At 44.5% G+C, this 21,560-nt stretch carries 11 protein-coding genes and 1 pseudogene; 11 read left to right on the top strand and 1 reads right to left on the bottom strand.

All coding sequences use genetic code 11. The annotated features are described in order from the left end of the window. Positions 1–188: 188 nt before the first annotated feature. The 11 genes and pseudogenes from M1L66_RS14265 to M1L66_RS14315 all read left to right on the top strand — a co-directional run bounded on the left by M1L66_RS14265 (position 189) and on the right by M1L66_RS14315 (position 19,942). Positions 189–971, top strand: a pseudogene (locus tag M1L66_RS14265) (transglutaminase domain-containing protein). Between the two features lie 47 nt (positions 972–1,018). After that, positions 1,019–1,963 carry a 3D domain-containing protein gene (locus M1L66_RS14270; protein WP_434694253.1) on the top strand — a complete coding sequence of 315 codons (945 nt, stop codon included), beginning with the start codon at positions 1,019–1,021 and terminating at the stop codon, positions 1,961–1,963. A 126-nt stretch (positions 1,964–2,089) separates the two neighbouring features. After that, a complete protein-coding gene (locus M1L66_RS14275; RefSeq protein WP_117634093.1) occupies positions 2,090–3,742 on the top strand; it encodes a cell surface protein in 1,653 nt (550 codons plus the stop codon). A gap of 35 nt (positions 3,743–3,777) precedes the next feature. Then, on the top strand, positions 3,778–10,077 hold the full coding sequence (locus tag M1L66_RS14280; protein ID WP_117634094.1) for an InlB B-repeat-containing protein: 6,300 nt from the start codon (positions 3,778–3,780) through the stop codon (positions 10,075–10,077). 11 nt (positions 10,078–10,088) lie between these two features. Beyond that, a complete protein-coding gene (locus M1L66_RS14285; protein ID WP_118077280.1) occupies positions 10,089–14,573 on the top strand; it encodes an InlB B-repeat-containing protein in 4,485 nt (1,494 codons plus the stop codon). A gap of 122 nt (positions 14,574–14,695) precedes the next feature. Further along, entirely contained in the window at positions 14,696–15,250 is a 555-nt protein-coding gene (locus tag M1L66_RS14290; protein ID WP_117634096.1) for a hypothetical protein, read from the top strand. A 175-nt stretch (positions 15,251–15,425) separates the two neighbouring features. Then, positions 15,426–15,845, top strand: a complete 420-nt coding sequence (locus M1L66_RS14295) for a hypothetical protein (protein WP_227146789.1) — start codon at positions 15,426–15,428, stop codon at positions 15,843–15,845. Between the two features lie 165 nt (positions 15,846–16,010). After that, entirely contained in the window at positions 16,011–16,439 is a 429-nt protein-coding gene (locus tag M1L66_RS14300; protein ID WP_117634097.1) for a hypothetical protein, read from the top strand. 40 nt (positions 16,440–16,479) lie between these two features. Next, positions 16,480–16,710 carry an HU family DNA-binding protein gene (locus M1L66_RS14305; RefSeq protein ID WP_240305383.1) on the top strand — a complete coding sequence of 77 codons (231 nt, stop codon included), beginning with the start codon at positions 16,480–16,482 and terminating at the stop codon, positions 16,708–16,710. Between the two features lie 640 nt (positions 16,711–17,350). Next, complete coding sequence (locus M1L66_RS14310; protein WP_117634100.1) at positions 17,351–18,907, top strand: O-antigen ligase family protein; 1,557 nt, start codon at positions 17,351–17,353, stop codon at positions 18,905–18,907. Between the two features lie 702 nt (positions 18,908–19,609). Beyond that, entirely contained in the window at positions 19,610–19,942 is a 333-nt protein-coding gene (locus tag M1L66_RS14315) for a hypothetical protein (RefSeq protein WP_118077279.1), read from the top strand. Positions 19,943–20,626: 684 nt separating this feature from the next. Here the strand turns inward: M1L66_RS14315 and M1L66_RS14320 are convergent. Further along, entirely contained in the window at positions 20,627–21,478 is an 852-nt protein-coding gene (locus tag M1L66_RS14320) for a helix-turn-helix transcriptional regulator (protein WP_117634102.1), read from the bottom strand. Positions 21,479–21,560: the final 82 nt, after the last annotated feature.

Below are 21,560 nucleotides of genomic sequence, written 5' to 3' on the forward strand. Positions count from 1 at the left end.
CTATGATGTTTTTCGACATAATAAAATGGCCAACTGATTTTTTACGAGGTTGGCCTATTTGTATTGCCTGCATCTATAAATTTTAGATTCTAAAAAACTTTGTCTATTAGGTTTTCGCCTTCCTTCCACTGAATTTTGAAGTGACTTTACAACAAAAGAGAAAATTTGTTGTAAAGGGAGAATTATTTATGAAAAGAATTCATGGGCTATGTTTGTTGATTCTTTTTCTTTGCTTAGCAGTTACATGGAGTCTGCCGGCCTGCGGAATGAATGCTCAGACTCAGATGAAGGATATAGAGCTTGAAAAAAGAGGCAGACATGCTGAGGAAATGACCGGCAGAATTCCCGATTATGAGGTCTGCGGAGATAAAATGTAAGAACTGATTGAAAACAGCGAGGAACTGTCAGAATGGAAGGATTCAGGAGTTGTTTTTGGTACAATGGAGGATGCTTTGTCATTGGGCCGTTATTTTTATCGCTACACATATCTCGGAAAACAGGAGATCCGGCTGGCGGTGGGAGAGAATGGGGACAGGGCTGTTGTTTATGTGCAGTGTGATGATCCTCACCAGGCTGTGATACAGCATAGGCAGACAGAGGACAGGCTTTACGATATTGTAGCGGAAGGAGCCTACATGTCTGAAAGAGAGAAAGCCTTATTTTTTTACGAGTGGGTCTATAGCCAGGTGGAATATGACACGGAACTAAAGAGGAAAACGGTTTACGAGGCTGTAATGGAAGGGCGTTCCGTGTGTTGGGGTCACGTCTCTGCATATCTGATGTTATGCAGAATGGTAGGTATGGACTGTGAACAGGTCTACGGCGGGGGTCACGCTTGGAACCGAGTTTGGATTGATGGGGGATGGAAGCATTGCGATATTACATGGGACAAGAGTACGGGGCTAGGCCGATGGTAACTGGTGCCGGAGGCGAAAATGGAGGAGGGCCCCATGCACAGGACTTTTCTGTAGAAAATGGAGGACTCAGCCATAGGAGAGCTTCGCCAAAGCGTCAGCAGATGAATGAGTTTCGCAGGGTGGAAAAACGGCGGCGGACTCGAAGAAAAATGATACGGTATCTAACAGTGGCAGGTCTGACGGTTGTTGTGGGAATAAGAACTTATTTTTTTGTTTCGGAAGGGGCATCCGGTCAGGATTATATTCAGGTACCGCCGTTGACTGTGGTTTTGGAGAGCACAGAGGCGCTGGGAGGTTCCGAGAAAGTAACAGAGAACGCAGCACCTGTATATGTACCCAAGGACGATGCAGAAGCCGCAGATGCACTGCAGTTGGCAGATAGTTTGCAGACAGGAAACTGGAACGGAGATGCATTGTTTGCAGTAATAGGTGAAAATGAAGTCCAGGAAGCATACATAGGGGAATTGGCTGTGGTGGCCTACTGTGGCTGTCAGTACTGTATCGGAAGATCAGACACCTATGTCACTTGGTCTGGACGACTTCCGATACAAGGAACAACCGTGGCGGCTGACCTTAATGAGTTTGAGATTGGTGACATGCTCAGAATCGGACCGGACATATATCGGGTGGAAGACAAGGTGTCGCCTGGAGCCAGGGAAGCATTATGCCTGTATTTCTCCAATCATGCAGACGCCATTTCGTTTGGCAGACAGATACTGCCGGTTTTTAAAATAAAATCTAGAGAGGAACATTTGGGAGAGCCCTTAGGGATTTTTGAAGTGACTGGTTACTGTGGCTGTGAAAAATGCTGTGGATTGAAAGGTGGATTGACTAAGGCAGAGAAAATCCCGAAGGCCGGGCATACAATTGCGGCAGATCCAGAGGTGCTTCCTATGGGGAGTAAAGTGGAAATTAATGATATTATCTATGTGGTGGAAGATACTGGAAAGCTAGTGAAGGGAACAGTGATAGATATTTATTTCAATACCCACGAGGAAGCGGTGAGGTTCGGCAGGCAGAAAATAAACGTTTATTTAGTTCCATAATTGGACTGCAATGGAAGAATAGGGGGCGGTCAATGTAGCAGAAGTTTTGTGAATGGAAAGATTACCTGCTGGTGGGGTGCCTCAGCAGTTTATATATAGATACAATAGTAGAAAGGAAAGAATGAAATGAGAAAAAGCATGACAGCAATCATGGCTTTAACGTTGTCTGTGGGATTTTCAGCTGCTTTGGGAATGGGAAGCGTACAGGCGGCAGAAGGCTGGACCAAGATAAATGAGGAATGGCGATATTATGACCAGAACGACCAGCCAGTGACACAGGTTTGGAAGCAGTCGAAGGGGGATTGGTATTACCTATCATTGGAGGGAGCAATACTAAAACATCGCATTTTCATGGATCAGGATTGTAATTATTATGTAGATGAAGATGGGCGAAGGGTACAGAGCCGCTGGATTTATGTGGATTCCTCCAATTGCCCTAATGGAGAATTTGAAGAGGGGTGGTACTATTTCGGGGCCAGTGGAAAAGGTTATCGGCGTAAGAACAACAGCTTCAAACGAAACATAGGAGACAGTACCTACATATTTGATGACAATGGCAAGATGCTGTCTGGATGGTTTGACGAGGATGGGAACCCCATTGAGGATTCAGAGATCCCCTTTGTGGAAGGCGTTTACTATGCGAGGGAGGATGGAAGGCTCCTGACTGGGGAATGGCTGGATTATGAAGAGGTAGATGAGAAAATAGGAGGGATTGACCTTGATAGTGAGGTTGCGGGGAGAAACTACATGGATTACGATAAGATGTGGATTTTTTTTGACAGCAATTCGAAGAAGGTTAAAAGTAATGGAACCCGCCTGAGGCAGAAGACTATCAATGGCAACCAGTATGGTTTTGATGAAAATGGCATTATGATTCCTTGGTGGAGTAAGGTAGCCAGTATCAGCAATGCAGATAAGAGTAATCCTAGCAGCGATGTTTCAGCCCGATATTATTCCGGCTATGACGGTGGCGTGCTTCTGAAAGATAGTTGGTTTTGGATGTATCCATCGGAGAATCTGGATACGGAAGATTACTATGATCAGGAATGCAGTTGGTGGCATACAGATGAAAGAGGCGAGGTATATCGGAACCGTATTCGTAAAATCAATGGACGTTCCTATGCTTTTGATGGGATTGGCAGGATGCAGACAGGTTTTGTCCTCTTCGATGGAAAGTCTGAGTTTGTAGCCCGCTATGAAGTGGATGACTGGAGCTCAGAGGATTTTATTGAAGGAACTATATATGGTATTGAGAAATCAGATCTGTATCTGTTCTCTCCGGATGAACTTAATGATGGTTCCATGCAGATTGGAAAGGATATAGCGGTTGAATTGGAAGATGGGGTTTTTCATTTTGGATTTGCCTCCAATGGAAAGGCGTTCGGTAACCGAAATCGGCTTCAGAAAAAAGAGGGCATGTATTATATCAATGGTCTTCGTTTGGAAGCGGATGAGGAGTACGGATACGGGGTTGTAAAAGTAGAAGATGGTGCGGATACCTATTATCAGGTGGTGGACACCAAGGGAAAAGTGATTGAAGGAAAAAAGAAGATTGTAAAGGATAAGGAGGGAGGTTACCTGCTTATTATTCGAAACCGTTTGGTAGCTTGGTGCGGGGATGAGGATAAGCCGAGGTGGAGAAAAGGAGAGGAAGGAACCGGATTTTACCATTATGATAGGGGGAACAAGGAAGACCACTTTGCCGGAGGACTCATTGCGGCTGCGGGCATGGAGCCTGACATTGACGGTTTGCCGGAGGAAGAACGGCTGAATTTTTAAAAGGAGATGAAAAATGTACAAAGGAGATGAAACAAATGAATAGGGGTATTCATAGCTTCTATAAACGTCTGACCGCCATGCTGCTGGCTATATGCATGATAACAGGGATTGTTTTGGGGCAGTCCAGTATTCTTTCCTATGCATCCACGGAGTTGTTGGATGAAAACCTGGGAGAGGGGGCCAGCGAAGCAACGGCATATACTTGGAAGAATGGTTCTGTGACTGGCCAGGGAGGAGGAGGAAATTCCTGGCGTTTTGACCTTAGAGGCTTGCAGGCAGGACAGCATAATTATGCTCAAGCCGGTATTAAAACAACTTACAGTAACGGAGGATATGCAACCTGGTTTCAGGTTGGGGCCAATGCCAAACAGCTGATAGGGGGCAGTACAAACGGCGGGGTACAGTCTCTGGACACCTATGGCATAGAGGTCAAGATCGCCGTATCCCCGAGTCCGGATAATAAGTATGTGTTTGTTGATTACTATGTCTATGATAAAAATGGTCAGGGCGGCTCAACTGGCAGGACCATAAAAATGGGAACCGGAACCGATGTCATGATTGGAGGCACCCGGGAAGATGACTATGCAACGGTATATAAAAATGACCGGGGTTTTCACATGGTCAACCAGCATGTCAAAACCACCTTTGACTGTATCACAAATGACAGTAGCCTTGGGGTGACGCCTCCTGATACCAGGTGGATTGGTCATTACAATTCCTGGGGAAGCAATGTATTTAATGAGAGTTCCAATGATGTGGTAAGCAGCACTGATTCGGGAATGGCCTATTCGTGGGAGTTCCAGCTTCATCCATATGAGACGGTTCACAGGAGGGTTGCATTTGCCATCAGAGATACCTCCTACTATGTATCGGACCAGTACGGTCAGGATTCTTCCAACGCAGAAGGAACCTACAGCAGTCCTTTTAAAACCATTGAATATGCGCTTAATAAAATCGGAAATAATAAGGGATATATTTATGTAATGGATTATTCGGATATTTCGTCCGCCATTGATGTGTCGGGAAACAGCCAAAAGGATATTACCATTGCCAGTACGGATTATGACCATGAGGGTCATCCTATGAATGAGGATGGTGATTATATTAAAACCCTGACGCGCGCATCCGGGTATACGGGTCCGCTGTTTAACGTATCAGGCCCCACTTTAAAGTTTACTGACATTGTCCTGGACGGAAACAATGCGGAAAGTCAGGATCCCCTGATATCCGCTTCATCCGGAAAGCTGGAGATTAACAGCGGCGCGGTAATTACTAACTGCAGCGGCAGTGAGTCTAGCCAGGGAAGTGCGGTAAATGTAACGGGAAGCGCGGGACTGTCCATGAATTTTGGAACGGTTTCCGGAAATGTGTCTGCTGGAAAGGGAGCTGTTTATTACAATGGGTCAGGTGCATTTGAAATCAGAAACCGGAATCAGATATCGGACAACACAACTCCGTCCGGGAAGAAGGCAAACGTATATCTGGCTCAGGATAAATATATAACAGCTATGAGCGATTTGGACACGTCCCAGATAGGCGTTACAGCAGAGCAGCTTCCTCTGGCATCACCGGGAGGGATATCATCCCAGCCTAGTCAGGAAGTAAAGATAGCTGTGCCGTCAAGTAGTTATCCGGGGGCTGCAGGCTCCTGCCCCTTTGCGGATAATTTTAAAGCAGACCAAGAGGCGGGAAATTCCGGTGTGTATGTAAGCGCGGGAACGGAAATTCTTGGCAATGGGCGGAATGCAGTATTAAAGCGGAATGGATATACGGTGTCCTTTGTATACCGGGATTCTGCCACAGGCGGAACTGTGAATGGTGCGCCGGCAAGCGCCCCGCTGTCATATGCGGGAGGAGATGCGGTTGAGGTGAACGCGCCCGCCGCCATTACTGGATACGGCCTTACAGGTGTAACCATTGACCAGGGGACAGGTGGCACTCTGAGCGCCCAGGCAGATGCCGGTGTTGCAGATTTTGGCAAGGTAACGGGAACCATGCCGGGCCAGGATGTTGTTATCACGTATGAATATACCAGAAACAGCGGTTCCATTGTATTTGAAGCCAATGGAGGGACGCCGGAGCCTCAGGCTCTGACCGGTTCTGTTGGAGAAAGCGTCAATGCGCTGCTGCCTAATATCAGCCGCTACGGCTATCAGTTTGTGGGATGGAGCACGGTGAATGACAGGACGAATCCAAATCTCATAAGCGGATTGCCATCAGAATTCCCGGAGGATCCGGTTACTTATTATGCAATTTTCTCACCGGACAGTAATGTGAAGTTTGATTATACGGTTGACTATGTCAATGCGGACGGTTCCATCGTGTTCCAGTCGACCACGGCCGAGGATGCCTACAGCGTGGAGGCAGAGGTTCATTCAGGGAAGAAGAACATCCACGGCTATACCTGGAGTTTGGCAAATTCCTCCACGAACCCGGCCGTCTACAATTACGGTGATGGGAACGGGGCCGTTCCGTTTGGAACCTTTAATGGAAGTACCGGTGATTTCTCGGGGAAGATGCCAGGGCAGGATGCGGCCGTGAAATATGGTTATCAGGTAGACCGCAGCAATCCAAATGCGAAATCCGCATTTACAGTTAAATACGTGACTGCTAATGGTACGGTTGTCCATACAGCTGACATACAGGATGTTTTCCCGGAAGATACGATTGCAGCGGCTCCGGTGGATGTTTATGGCTTCCGGTACCTGTCAGGCAGCATCACAGCGGGAAATACTGCAGATGATACGGACGGGCATCTAGTAAGTGCTGTCCAGGGCGGTTTTGACAGCAATGGAAGGTTTACGGGAACCATGCCGAACCAGCCGGTTGAGATAACGTACCTATATGAAGCCACGGAAGAGGGCTATGAGTATAAGATTCATTATTTGGATAATGGCACGCAGGATGAAAGGCTGAGAAACATTACAGGATCGGACATCCAAAATGTAACAGCGGATACGCCTGTGACCGCTGAATTTAAAAATATGTATGGTTATGTGTTCCAGGATGAACGCTCGGTACCTGCATCTGCAGGAACCTTTGACAGCAGCCATAATTTTACTGGAACTATGCCAAATGACCGTTTGGCTGTCACCTATCGTTATGACAGAGACCCGTCAAAATGGGCGGATTTGATTTACCGGGCAGGAGAACATGGAAGCCTGAGCCGGGGAAGCAATACATCACCGGATGTAATCTCTATGACTGGAGGAGTTTATAAAACTTCCGTACTGATAAATGACGGAACCGTAGAAGGCACCTCGGGAAGCTATACATGGAATGACATACTGGAAAAGAGACTGGTTCCTGAAACGGCTGCAGACATCTATTACCGTTTTGAAGGCTGGTTTATCGACCAGAATGGAAACGGAATCAAGGATAATAGTGAGGAGCTGCTTTCAGCCGACAGCCGGTTTACAGGTTCGGCTACTGTGACTGCATACTTTGCGGAAGATCCTGACCAATGGGTTGATATTCATTTTACAGCAGGAGAGCATGGAACCATAGATGCGGGGGAAAACGTAAATCTCCATATCCAATATGACCGTACCTGGGCCGACATCACGGGAAATCTGCCCGCCTATACACCGGAGGTCAATTATCTGGTAGACGGTTGGTATGATGGCGGAATGCCTGTGGAAGATGAGAGCAGACTTGTGAATGGAAATACCTATACCATACGGTTCTATCCGGACCCGGCCATATTCGGCACGGATGTGAAAGCACCGGATGCATCAGCAGGTATTGATACGCAGGGAAAAGGCAGGATTACAGTCTATGGGACAACCCAGGGATATCAGTATATTATTACGGACATGGAAGGCAATATAATAGATGTGGTACTCGGGAATATATCAGGACGGGTATATTTTGAAGACCTGTATCCTGGTACGCGGTATTTAATATATGAAGCAACAGGTACGACACAGGCACAGACCGGGCGGCCCATAAACAGTGTGACTGGAATTATGAGCAGTGCCACTGAGGTTCTGGTCCCGGTAGTGGAGACCAATTACCAGGTTCTTTACGATGAGGAACATGAGGGGAAGACTGTTTTCGTGATTAAGCCGGCGGATGCGGATTCCGACTATGCTATTTTAGATAAGGACGGAAATGCGGTCACAACTCCTGAGACGGGAGATGGGGGCTGGCAGTCAGCTGGCGGCAGCCAACCGGCAAGCCTGACCTTCTCCGGACTGGATTACAATGAGGAATATGTGGTAGTGGCAAGGCCTCATGGGTCATCCGGCATCACTGCGGAAAGCAAATTGGAAGACGGGACTCACATCAGCACAGATCCGGGCGGCGAACTGGATATTCCCAACTATATAGTGGAGGCGATTAATGGCCAGGTCCACTCTGTTGATGGAGTAGAATTAGATATCCCCAGATATGATGAGGTCCATAAAGGCGATGAAGTGGTGCTTCACGCGGAAGAAACCGATGGAAATGGACAGAATTTCCTGTACTGGAAGGTGACAATCGGGGCAGTTCCGGGAATGACAGAAACCATACGCCGTCAGGATGTGACATTTACGATGCCGGATTCCAACGTGGTTATGACAGCTTATTATGAGCGTGCGTCAGCGACACCCAGCAATGCAACGGTGACGGATGAAGTACGGGGAGGTAATAAGCATGAGATGGCTCTGGACCCCAATGAAATTGAAAACCTGGAGGAGGAGCTTACCACAGACGCAGACCGGACCCTTATGGATGTGAACCATGCAGATGTGACCTATAAAGTAGTATATAAAAAGAATGTGGTAAAGGCGACTGAATCCAATGCAATTAAACGTTCGTCTTATTATGACAGTGACCATGAAGAAGCGTACCATGGAGCCTGGGGATTGAATGTAGATATTGAACGGTATGTGAACGGGCGGAGAGTAGGGGTAGCTTCGCCATCAGAAGCAACATTTAATACATATGTGCAACTGGATAAAGAAGATGTAGACATGATGGACTATCAGCTGTTTGCTATTTCCGAGGATGATGATGGGGAGCTGATCATTGATCCGGTTACTATGTCTGATGATCCGGAAGAGACCGGCGGTTTGTTTACATTTACGGCTCAGGCCGGAATGAGATATGTGCTCATCTATTCCAGGGCATACAGGATTTATTTTATCAATAATAAAGAAGAACCAAAGTACCGCTATTATTTTAAAGTGCGCCGGGGTGAGACACCGAATAGTGGAGACTATTCCTTTGAATACAGCCAAGTGGAGACACCAATCGATTCATTTATTGATAATGAGGGGGTTGAATTTAATTATATTGGCTGGAGTTACCGGGAAGACCGGCTAAAGGAATTTGACCCGGACAAGGAAATCAAGAGGAAGACGTATGTATATGCGTTTTACGATGATAACAGCGGTGAAGTGAATGATGCCAGAAAACAGATGGAGGATGCAATCGAAGCTGCAATCGAAAAATCAGACGATTACTTCCTGACGCTGAAGGAGACGGAAAAGATAAGGGAAGCCATAGAAGAAGCTATGGATGTATTCGACAGAACGGGCCCCCGGGCAACTCTTGATGAACTTTTGGAGGCCTTGAACCGTTTGGAGGAAGCCTGCAAACCTTTCGATAAGATTCTGGAAGACCGGTATGATCATTATGACAAAATCCAGAGTGGAGGAAACAGCGGAGGTACATCCGGCGGAGACGGCTGGGGAAGCGGAAGCCATGGCGGTTCAGGAAGCGGTTCGGGAGGAAGCAAAGGTGGCTCGAAAGGAGGCGGTGGCAGTTCCAGGTCTGCCGGCACAGGCGGGCCAGTCACAACTCCGGCGCCTTATGTTGCGGAAACCAGTAAGAGTTATGTGGTAGGCACCAATGGAAACTGGGAGCTGGTTGACCCAGAGAGTGATAAATGGGCTTTTGTACTCAACGGAGGAATCCGTCTCACCAGCATATGGGCCAAACTTGATTATGCCAACGGTGATGTGAATCGAAATGGCTGGTATCACTTTAATGCCAGCGGACTCATGGATTATGGCTGGTTCAGGGACGAGCATATGAACTGGTATTACTGTAATGCGAAAAAAGACGGCTGGCTGGGAAAGATGAAGACAGGATGGCATTATGATGAGATAGATAAGCATTGGTATTACCTGGATTTGATTACAGGCCAGATGGTAATGGGATGGAAGGAAATTGAAGGAAAATGGTATTTCTTTACACCTCAGAATACGGCACAGACATACTCATATGACCGCAGCACCGGGAAATGGGTGTTTATGCAGAATCAGGAAAGGCCGCTTGGCTCCATGTACAGCAACGAGAAGACACCGGACGGTTATCAGGTAGGCGCTGATGGAGCTTTACAATAGCAGGAGGTTTTATGAAACGAACAAATAAGATTAAGGCATATCTGGCCCGTGTCTTAGCCGCGGCCATGGTGATCACCATGGCCGCGCCTCCGGCGCCGGCGTATGCATTGAATTACGGGGATCCGGCAGTCATTCGGTTTGATCCCAAGGAGGGCCCGGATTTATCACATTCAAACTATATGAATGTTCCCAGAGATGGAAACCGGATTACGTATGCTACCGGACGGGCTGGTCATCCACTGGCTGAAGCAAGTGATTTCAATGGAATTGCCGTGGAAAATCTGGGTTCTGGTGACAGGCCGGTGCTGCCTACATTTGACGCGGATTTGAGTTGGCCGGGATATACCTTTGACGGCTGGTATAATGCAGATGGTAATAAGATACTGTATCTGCCCTTTGCGTTTCCTTACAATTCAACCACGGCATATGAGGCACGCTGGAATGGTGATGCGTCCAGTCAGTTTGATTTTACAGTCATGCATTACCGGGACCTGAATGAGGACAGAAATGGAAACATGAATGGAGAAGACCCGAATGCATGGCCCGGAGCGGATGACAGCCAGATATATAAGTTTTTTGATGACGGAAGCTGGACAACCCAGGTGACGGCCAATACAGCAGTATCCGCTACCTACAAACGGGATATACCGGGCTATAAGGTATCTTCTGTGATTATTAAGAACAACAAAACGCGCCGTTTTGATGACGCCTCAGGCCATGGGACGCTGGGGGAGGCCGCGACCATTAATGAGTCTACCCGGTCTGTCCGCGGAAATATGCCCAATGATGACTTGACTGTGGCATACAGATATGAGCCTGACAGTTCAAAGAAATTTGCCCTGCGTGTAGAATATGCAGATGGGAGTGGCCGTGCGATCCGTACCCCGGAAAGCTATCTCTATTCCGCGGAGTCGCAGGTTTCTGCCGCACCGGCACAGATTACGGCTTATACCCTTACCGGCGCTCAGATAAAAACAGGCAGCGGGGATATAGATGATTTGTCGGGAAGAGGGATATATTCGGCGCAGACAGCAGGATGCACATTTGATGCCCAAAAGAACTTTACCGGAAAGATGCCCAATCAGCCGGTAACCGTGGTATATACTTACGAGATTGACCCTTCCTATGTAACCCATGTAACCATTAACCGGATAGACAACCATAACAATGTGCTGGCTGAGCCGGAAACAAGGGAGGTGTCTCCGAATGAAACAGTGACGGTAAATGTAGAGCGAAAAGCCGGGTATACGTATCCGCCTAACATTGGATGGAATGGAACATTTACCGATATCAGTATGGACCAGACAGCAGCCACGCTGAGTTTTAAAACAGACTTTACAGGCGGCACTGTTACGATTACCTATAATGAAGATCTGAATGATACAGCACATTGGGCCAGGATAAACTATTACAACAGCGAACATGGAAGCTTGTCAGGAGACAGCAGCCCACGTTCCTTACGGCTTGGTACCCACTCCATTGATACAATCACAGAGGGAATCACGCCATCTCCTGAACAGCACTATATGTTTAACGGCTGGTATAAAGCCAATGCTTCCGGTACAGGTAAAGTAGGAACCGTGTTGACCGGAGATATTGAACTGACCGGTGACCTTAAACTTTACGCGGATTTTGTGGAAGATCCGGGACAATGGTGTGATATAAGATTTGAAAGCGGAAGCCGCGGCTCTATTTCAGGAACCAATTCCATGCATGTGCCGAAAGGGACTCTGTGGTCTCAGATTTCCCTGCCCCAGACCACACCGGACAGTAACTATATGTTTGCTGGCTGGTTTGATGAAAACGGGAATCAGGTTACAGACCCGAATATGACGATTCTGGCGGATCAGACTTACAGGGCACGCTTTACACCTGTGGGAGGAGATGATGGAATCCTGTGCATTCCAGATGGAACTGGAACGATAGGAAATGACGGTATGGGTAAGATTGAGATAAGCGGAGCAAATGAGGCGCGTAAATATGCCCTGACGGACAGTGACGGACGGCTTTTGGCAGTAATGACAGGGGAACAGCTTGGCAGCGGCTGCTTTGAACAACTGCCGCCCTGTGACAGCTACTACGTGTATGAGATGGCGGAAAGCGCAGCTCCTGTTGTTGGAGACATACTGACAGATTCAGTGGATCCATCCTTAATAAGTCAGCCAGCCCGTGTCATGGTACCTGCTATTGGAGGGAATTATTCCACCGCGGATGATACGACAGAGGGACTAAGGAAGATTGTTATCCGCCCGGCAGGAGAAAATACTGTGTATGCGGTTCTTGATATGGATGGAAATGTGGTCAGTCAGGATGGGAACGAAGACGGATGGGTAAGCCCGTCCGGCAGTCCGCGGACAGCGGAACTTGCAGGACTTGAACCCAATGTATCCTATACCATCGTGGCCAAACAGGCAGATAACGGCGATGCGCCTTCAGACCGTATGATAAACGGAAGCCAGATAATGGTAACAGGCACTTCGCAGCAGGACCGTGTTTATACCTTCCGTTTGCTGAACGGAGGTTATGTGGAATCGGTGACAAGAAACGGGGAAGCGCTGGATGTGGAAGAACATGCAGATGAAGTCCTGGTAAAGGCAGGGGACCAGATCAGGATATCTGCGGAGGATATGAATCCTGCTGGACAGGCATTTAAACAATGGGAAGTACAGATTGGTAATCTGCATATGTCATACCTGACCAGAAAAAATCAGACCGTGGAAATGACAGCGGGAGATGTAATCCTACAGGCCATGTATGAACCGTCTCCGGTAGCGACTGCATCCAACGCAACAGTGGATTATTCACCCAAAAACGGGATATTTGCCCTGGACAAGTCAGAGGAAGCGCTTCAGGAATTAAAGGAAGAACTGGTGGATAACGATGAGGATAGCACAGCGCTTTCAAACGGGCAGCGGATAGCTTATACAGTTAAGTTTGACCGACATGCACCGGTGGCATCTGCTTCGGAAGCTGTGAGGCAGGAAGTGGATGACGGGGAGAGCGTTAAGACACCATGGAGTCTGGATATCGGACTTACGCGAAAGGTGGATGGAACCAATAAACCACTGGTGGAGGACGCAAATCTGACTCCAGCGATTAAAGTGTTTGGAAAAATAGACACCAGTCTTTTGGGAAATCTGGAATACAGGTTATGGAAAATTGATTTTGGAGAGGCTGATGGTGATACGACCTGTGAAGAAGTCCTGATGACACCTGACCCGAATGAAAATGAAGACTTTACTGGAAGCTTTGCCTTTGAAGCTAATATCGGTGATACTCTGGTATTTAGTTATTATAAAGCGTATGAAGTGACCATTATAGATACCGGAAAGGGGCAGGTCCATACATTTAAGGTAAGGGATGGCAGGTCTTTGGATGATACGGAAGACTATATGGATTTAGATATTCATGAAGGCTATACGGATTCCGTTACAGGCATAGCGTATGAGTTTACAGGCCTGTCGAAACGTCAGTCTGGAGGAGGGATGTATGATACTTCAGATCCTGTGACAAGAGATTTGAAACTGTATGCTGTCTATGAACCTGAAGACGATACCCAATGGCAGGAAGCAAAAGAAAGGCTGCAGGAGGAGATTAATATCGCCAATGCCCTGAAGAATAATGGGTCTGTAAGCGCAGAAGACAGAGATGCCCTTACTGAGGCTGTGGATGAGGCTGTTGAAGTGCTGAACCGTCTGCCCAGACCTTCAGTTGACGACCTGGAAAGTGCCTTTGATACACTGAAAGCACTGGTAGACAGTATTAGCAGTGGCGGTTCTGGTGGTTCTGGTGGTTCTGGCGGTTCTGGTGGTTCTGGTGGTTCCGGCGGTTCTGGCGGTTCTGGTGGTTCTGGTGGTTCCGGCGGTTCTGGTGGTTCCGGCGGTGCCGGTGGCTCAGGCGGTTCAAAAGGTTTTTCCGGCGGAGGACATGGACCGGGCAGTGATGGCGCAGAAAACAGTTACCGTACGTATTTAGATGGCACCGAGGGCATATGGAATAATGTTGATCAGACTAACCATAAGTGGGCCTTTGTATTAAACAGTGGAACACGTATCAAAGACAGCTGGGCCAATATACGATACAATTATAATGGAAGCAGCCAGATTGCCACCTATCATTTTGACCGTGAGGGTATTATGGACAGTGGCTGGTTTTTGGACCAGGATACAGATAACTGGTATTTCCTGTCCAATGTACACGATGGCTGGTTTGGCCGAATGACAAAGGGATGGCACTATGATGATGACGATGGCAGATGGTATTATTTGAGTCCGTTTACCGGAGTTATGCTGATGGGTTGGCAGAAGATTGACGGAATATGGTATTATCTAACCGCTGATAGCCAGCAGAAGACCTGGACGTTTAATGAGGGATCGAAACGATGGGAATATACGAATCAGAATGGCCGTCCATTGGGGTCTCTGTACATAAATGAGATGACACCAGATGGATACCAGGTTGACGAAAACGGAGCCTGGACTCGGGAAACACCTTAAGTGAGATTCAATTCTGCCCTGTAGTGCTGTGATGGCATTACGGGGCAGAATTATCCTATGCTGTTATGCGATGAGGCATATGAAGCTATGACCGATGAAAGGAATATGATGAGGTGATCGATATGGAAGAAAGTGATTTTTATACACTGGAAAACACGGACCGTGTAGGTATATTTCTCATTTGTATTAAAAATAAACAGGGAGAATTAAGTGGGGACATTGTAAATTTTTATTTAAAGGAACCCGTGGCATTTACCGGCATACTGGATTTGGGACTGAAAATAGATACATTATGCGCGAAATTTCAACGGCCTATGGCGACAACAGAACCAAGGTTTTTGACCGCTTATATGAAAAGAGCATATGAGAAGCGAGAACTGGACAAAGAGCATATTCCAATGAAATACTGTACAAATATTCAAAATATGGATAGCTTTATGGCTTTAGGTATAAGCGCGTGTGAAACATTGATTATTGAAATTCATCAGCGTCAGTTTTCCAGTATGCAGGGACGCATAAAAGGAAAATGCAGCGGCGGAAACGGCGTTTCATTTCGGAGTGCATTGGAACTGATGAGAATGCTGCGTGAATATGAGTATATGCGAAATGAAAAGAATAAGAACAGAGGTTATAATGGGAATACCAGAAAAGAACAGGAAACAGTAGAGACACCATGATGAATAATGGCTATTTATAGTCATATGTAAAAATAGGATGGGACTGTATTGTTTGGTTTTCATAAATAGGATACAGAACTATGGATTATTCGTCAAAATATATCGCTTTGAGCAAGGAAGGGGATTTTTAATGAGAAAAGACAGATTTAATATTTGAATTTCTTTTTATGCAGTGTTGGCATTTGTATTAGCAATTTTAGGACAAACTTTATTATGCGGTATGTTGCTTGGTTTTGTTATTGTGATTCAAAAGGATGAATGGCTTACAAAACAGGTCATGCAGGCATTTTTTCTTGCTCTTGTGGAATGTATCATATCATGCGTAACGAATATTTTTTCAGGGCTATATGCTATACCTATCTTAGGAATTGCTTTCTCTGGAATCGTTGGTCTTATCAGCGGCATTCTCTCTTTTCTTTTGTTAATCATTGGACTTATCGCAATAGGGAAAGTGTCAAAAGACTCAGATGCAAGAATTCCCATAGCATCTAAATTGGTAAATAGGGCATTCGGTCTGACTTGTACGATACAATATAAGCCTGCTTCAGATGCATCTATGCAAGAGCCAGATACCTCAAACGATCATAAAGACTAAAATAATCAAATGTTATGATCCGGCTTCTCATGGACTGGTAATCAGAAATGATGGCTCCAAGTCAAAAGAATATGTTGCAAAACAGAGGTGTGTAGGTTGGAAGACTAACTGGTCAGGAAGGAGTGCATGCAGCGATTGCAAATTTTTATATAAGAGGTATGGTTTATGAGGTGGAAATCTACAGGAGAGGCAGAAATTAATATAGGGGTGCTTGGAAGCAGGAATGATGTTTTGTGGGAATTTAGAGATTTTTTGATTGGTCTTGAAGCTGAATTAGATTACAAGATTAGCATGATGTTGGCAAAAAATCAAGAAACGCTTCTGCGGGTGATGTCATTCGTTCCTGGAGGATTTGACATCATAATTGTGACGGACCATCTGCCTGGTTTCGTTTATTTGGAAATGACAGAAAAGGCATTTGCGTTTAATGCAGAAGTGAAAATCTTGTTTCAAATGGATAGGGGCATAGAATTTTCAGATAAACTGTACCCACATGCATTATTTGTACCTGGCAGGGAACAGCTAAAAAGCTTAGCGAAAGAAAAAATGGATGATATGATAACAAAAAATAGTGAAAAAGGAGCAGCAAAATGAATAGGAAGAACTGGTTGAAAAAGTTTCTGAGAAATCAGGCTTGACCATCTGTCAAAGTGAGAATGCACTAAATGGGATCATTGACTCTATCTTTGAGGAATTAAAAACAGGGGATGTGCGCTTGATGGGGGTTGGAACTTTTGCGGTTGCAGGACGTCAGGAAAGAAATCCCAGAACCGGAGAAGCAATCGAGATTAAACCGCGTAGGGTTCCCATAATCCGCGCGGGTTCCATATTGAAGAGGGAGGTAAATCAGGGAAATCAAGGATAGGTGTTGGCCGCATACCATATCATAGATTTTTGCAAGTGGAGAAGCAGAACGTAGTGCATATCGGTGACAAGGTGCTTTGCGTGAGCTGGTAAATACGAAACGAGTATCAATTTTTCAGTAGATTCTTTAGCCAAATAATAGATGCAATATTTAGAGTCATAGCAGTGACTTTAAATATTGCATCTATGGCATGGTATAGTAAGATGTGTCGGAAGCCTTCGTAAGACCGTAGAATTTGTAACGTAAGTTAATAAGGAGAGGGAATGAATATTAAGTGCCAATATTGTGGAAAAAATCTGGCAACGATAGAGGGAACGGGAAGAGATATTTTCACAAGTAAGATTGTATTTACATGTAGATTTTGCGGAAGAACTACATCATTGAACATTATACAAAATAAGAGAAGAAAGAATGAGAAAGAGAAATATAGCTGCTATAGAACTACAAGATGAAGGTGGCATGGTACATTGGCATACATAATGACAGGTGTAGTAGACAGAGGGAGTATAAAAAAGAAGATCATGGTATATCACGGGGCTACTCTGTAATGCAGCTGCATCCCTGGTTTAGGTGAATGAATTGGGACTATGAAACGTGTAGAAGGTGCGAGTTAGCGCCCGAATACTAGGAGGGTGTGTATATGAAGGATTTAATGAAACGATGGAAACTGGCAAATGAGGTGATTGCCTGTATAACTACAGTAATCATTATTTCGATACTACCTCTGGTATTTCATGATTACTATTTTGATATATTAGATACAAAATATTATTTTTATTGTGGCACAGTTATTTGCATGGCAACAGTCATGCTGCTATTGACTCTTATCGTTCTTTGGCTAAATAAAGGAACGATTGAAATGACGCCAAAGCTCAGAAAATCTGATTGGGCAATGATTAGCTTTTTGTTTTCGGTTGTGTTATCTTGCGTTTTGTCTGATTATCGTTTCGAGGCATTTTGGGGGACAGAGGGCCGTTTTATGGGGACTTTTTTGTATTTGATATGCGGTATTAGTTTCTTTACGCTTGGCCATTGTTTGAAATTTAAGAGATGGTATCTGGAGGCTTTTCTTGTTACGGGAATGGTTGTTTGCTCAATTGGAATTATGCAATATTTTCTTCTCGATCCATTTGGGTTAAAAAAAGATATTCATGCAAACCATTACACTTCTTTTATCTCTACAGTTGGGAATATTAATACATATGCCTCTTATGTAGCACTTATATTTGGTATGAGTACTACATTATTTGTAAGAGAGAGAAATATAGCCAGAAAATCATGGTATGTATTTACAGTTATTCTATCATTATTTGCATTGGTTACGGGGAATAGTGATAATGCATATTTGACAATAGGAGTCATAGTGCTTTTTCTTCCATTATACGCGTTTCGTGATATGTATGGCTTAAAACAATATATGCTTTTAATATCTATGATCAGTACAGAATTTATGGCAATTGGCGTGATTGATAAAATGTATGCATTGCATGTGTTGCCGATAGGTGGTTTATTCCGCTTGATAGTCGGGGGTGATTGGCTTGTTTTCGTAGTGGCAGCATTGTGGGGATGCACCATTTTCCTATATATATTAGAGAGATTTATTCGGAAGAAATACAAAGACGTGTGCGGAATATGTACATGCAGACGAATTTGGGGAATGATGTTAATCCTGGCGATAGCTGCACTTATATATATGACGTTCGATGCGACACGAATGGGGAATGGACAACAGTATGGGAAATTAAAGGATTATTTATTGATTAATGATGAATGGGGAACACATAGGGGTTACATCTGGAGGATTGGTATTGAATGTTACATGAAATACTTACCTCTTAGAAAGATGTTTGGCTCCGGTCCCGATACATTTGGAATTGTTACACAAAGCTATTATAGAGAAATGATTGCTCGTTATAATGAAATATTTGATAGTGCCCATAATGAGTATTTACAATATCTAATCACTATTGGGATAGTCGGGCTAGTTTCCTATTTTTTTTTATTAGTGTCTTCTATAATCGAAATAATAAAGGCTTCAAAAAGGGAGACTTCAGTTATGTCAATTGTATATGCCGTTAGCTGCTATGCGGCCCAGGCAGTTGTAAATATAGGAGTCCCGATTGTATTTCCAGTTACGTTTACACTTTTAGTGGTGGGAATATCCGTTCAAAACGGAACGGATAAAATATCAGAGTAATAGAGAGACTACAAGAGGAGTAGTGTGAAAGAAAGCAAATTGAGCCAAAATCGTGAAATAGACACAAAAAATAGGCTCACATAATGAACCGCATTAAAGAGTATTCCCACCTAAGTAGAGAGGCGCACCTGCACATCAATAAACAAACGGGTGGGTGCATCTGATACTGATGCCGGGATGCCTTTATAATCAAGTCTATTGTAACACGAAAACTTGGAGGTGTGAATCACTTTCATTATTATTTGTGCGCCAACTGAAGGGCGGCGGAATGGAGATTTAAATGGACAAAAACGCTCTGCAACAGAGTATGATTCGATGAAGTGGGGAAGGCTAATAGATTTATCGGTTAATACAAAAATGCGGGACGCGGTAGCCGGAAGGTGATCACTGCAGCTCGCATTTTTGTAGTATCTACGCATAGTATTCTTGTAATGTAATAAGTGTTACCATTGTTTCTGGTTGTTATATTACTGCCTGTATACAGCATGTACAGGTGAAATTAATAGCGCTTTCATTTTTTGCCTTCTCAGTCATAGCGGCTACCTCATTTTGGGCTTAATTTACAGCCCCCTATGGCGGTTCGCTTTCCTGAGAGGTTTTATAACCGCGTCTCGTGTTTGTTTAATAAGAAAAAATAAGCTGGATGACCGAATCAAATGGCTGAACAGACATACAGGTGAGTATCTGTGGATTCTGAAAGAAATGGATGAGAAGGAGGAATTAGAAGAAATCTACCAGAAAATCATGGAGGAAACGGGTGAATCTCAGATATTCGTGACGAATGCAGATGAAAGATTCATGAAAAATGATTTTGCGGTGTCATACAATCTCCCAAAAGCAGTAAACTTAGAAAACCATCTGATCCGGTATTTTAAAATGGCGAACCAGGTAACCGTTCATGAACTGCTGGGTCCAACCACGGAAGGGATCCTGAAAGAAAAGCCGGAAAGAATCCTTGAAATGACAGCGGACAAGGGCTATGAACAGGAGGAAGCCCTAATCTGCTGCCTGGAAAATGTGATTATCCCCACATAATGGAAAGATGGGAATATCCGATATGCTAACAAAAGTGTGTGTAAACACTGTAAGAATAGAAACAAGAGTTATAAGGGAAATGACGAATGGAAAAAAATTGTTTTTCCAAAGGGTAAGCTGAAAAAGCCATGTAGGGAGTGTAGAAGGCAGAGGAGCAGGAATGTAAGAAGGCTAGCCAGGAACCAAAAGTCGGTTCTAGAAAGGTAAAAGTAGTAAAGTTATTCCTGAAGCTCAGTATAGAATTGATGTATCAAAAGATGTGTTTTGTCGGATTATCTGTTTGGAACGATAAAAAGATCAATGGGAGCCACATACTTCCTCTTAAGAGGACTGAGGAAGGTAACAGGAGAGGTTGCGTTCTTTGGTGTGGGACACAATATAGAAAGAATACCCCCATCACCCCCAAAAATCAGGCTGTCCGAAAACTCCTTTTTAAAATTTTCAGACCACATCACTTCGTTGTTGTTTATATTACCTGTTACTATATTTTGTGATTCGATCTGTCTGATTTTTAGTTTTCGGACAGTCTCCCCTTTTTTGGGGATTTGGAAAAATGATGGAGTTAATGTTGGGGACAGAAGCCTCTTTTCTTTTAAAATATGTGTTTATTATGCTTGCAATGACACAAGGAGGAAAAGAGGCTTAACTTATGCTTAAAAAGAAGTTTTCGGACAATTTGGGGGGCTATCTAATATTCATGCAATACCGGTGTGGTGTAATTCCTTTATACCGTTTAAATGTTTTGATAAAATAGCATACATCGCTAAAACCACATCTATAGGCTACTTCTGTCAAGGTTAAATCAGAGGTACTTAATTCGCTGCAGGCGCGCTCAATACGATAGTAGTTCAAGTAATCAATGGGGGTTCTGTGAATGATAGAATGAAAATAGCTGCAGAAATATTTGGGAGACATCCCGGCGATTCTGGACAATTCATTCAGTGTAATGGTCTGCCCGTAATTACTGTCTATGTATTCCAACACAGGTTTGAGCTGCATCATCTTTCTGGAAGATTTTGTATCATCAACCTTATCCTGATAAAGCCTTTTCTGGTAGATGATTCCGAAAAGTTCGAATAAAGTGCCCATGGTTATCAATTCGCTTCCAGGCTCACTATGCTGCATGGATATGAAAAGATGGTTGACGATTCGATGTAAGGAATGATTGTTTTTTGTAAAATGATTCTGTACGATAATCTGGTGCTTTGTAATAAGGCGGATATAAAACCGACAGGTATCTGTGTGCATGAGGAGACGCTGGATATCGAACACAATACATTCATAAATGCAATTATGAGGCAAACCGCCATGAATAACCCCCTCATTAATAAAAATAATATCCCCTGCTTGAGCTTCAAATTCTTCATCATCTAACTTTAAATAGAGGATACCCTCCAAAATCCGGATGATTTCCAACTCTTTATGACAGTGGAATGGCATGTTATAACGGGGATGGTGCTTATCTACATGATAATATTCGATAGGAAAATCCAGAGTCCCATGTTGCTTTTTTTCATTATAGTCCAAATAGTGCATACTGCGCCCTCCTGAAAGTGTAAAAATAACTATAAATACAGAACGGTAAAGTAAATAGATGGATAAAATGACTAAAAAAATG

Origin of the sequence: Hungatella sp. SB206 (assembly GCF_051132295.1) — a bacterium.
In the GTDB taxonomy this organism is placed as follows: Bacteria; Bacillota; Clostridia; order Lachnospirales; family Lachnospiraceae; genus Hungatella; species Hungatella effluvii.